1 protein-coding gene is annotated in these 243 nt (G+C 49.4%); it reads right to left on the bottom strand.

Features of this window, described 5'->3' with window-relative positions:
* On the bottom strand, positions 1-243 hold a 243-nt coding region (locus AB4512_RS23765; RefSeq protein WP_372175968.1), incomplete at both ends, for a GNAT family N-acetyltransferase.

Below are 243 nucleotides of genomic sequence, written 5' to 3'. Positions count from 1 at the left end.
GAAGCTCATTACACCACTCAGGCTTGCGTAGTACGTCTGCCATTGGGTCAAGATGTTTCACCATCTGTTGGTGACGCACAGGGCCGCGTTGATCGTTAATTTCACCACGACGTTCAAACTCATTCTTCTCATAGAATGAGATCGCATCTTCACGTGCATTACACACCAAACGCTTCGCCCCTTCTTGACGTGCCAGTGACTCTAGCGCAACCAAGATAAGTGAGCCCATGCCTTTACTTTGGC

The sequence above is a fragment of the Vibrio sp. 10N.222.52.B7 genome, assembly GCF_041474275.1.
In the GTDB taxonomy this organism is placed as follows: Bacteria; Pseudomonadota; Gammaproteobacteria; order Enterobacterales; family Vibrionaceae; genus Vibrio; species Vibrio crassostreae_C.
This window is presented reverse-complemented; position numbering and strand designations above follow the sequence as displayed.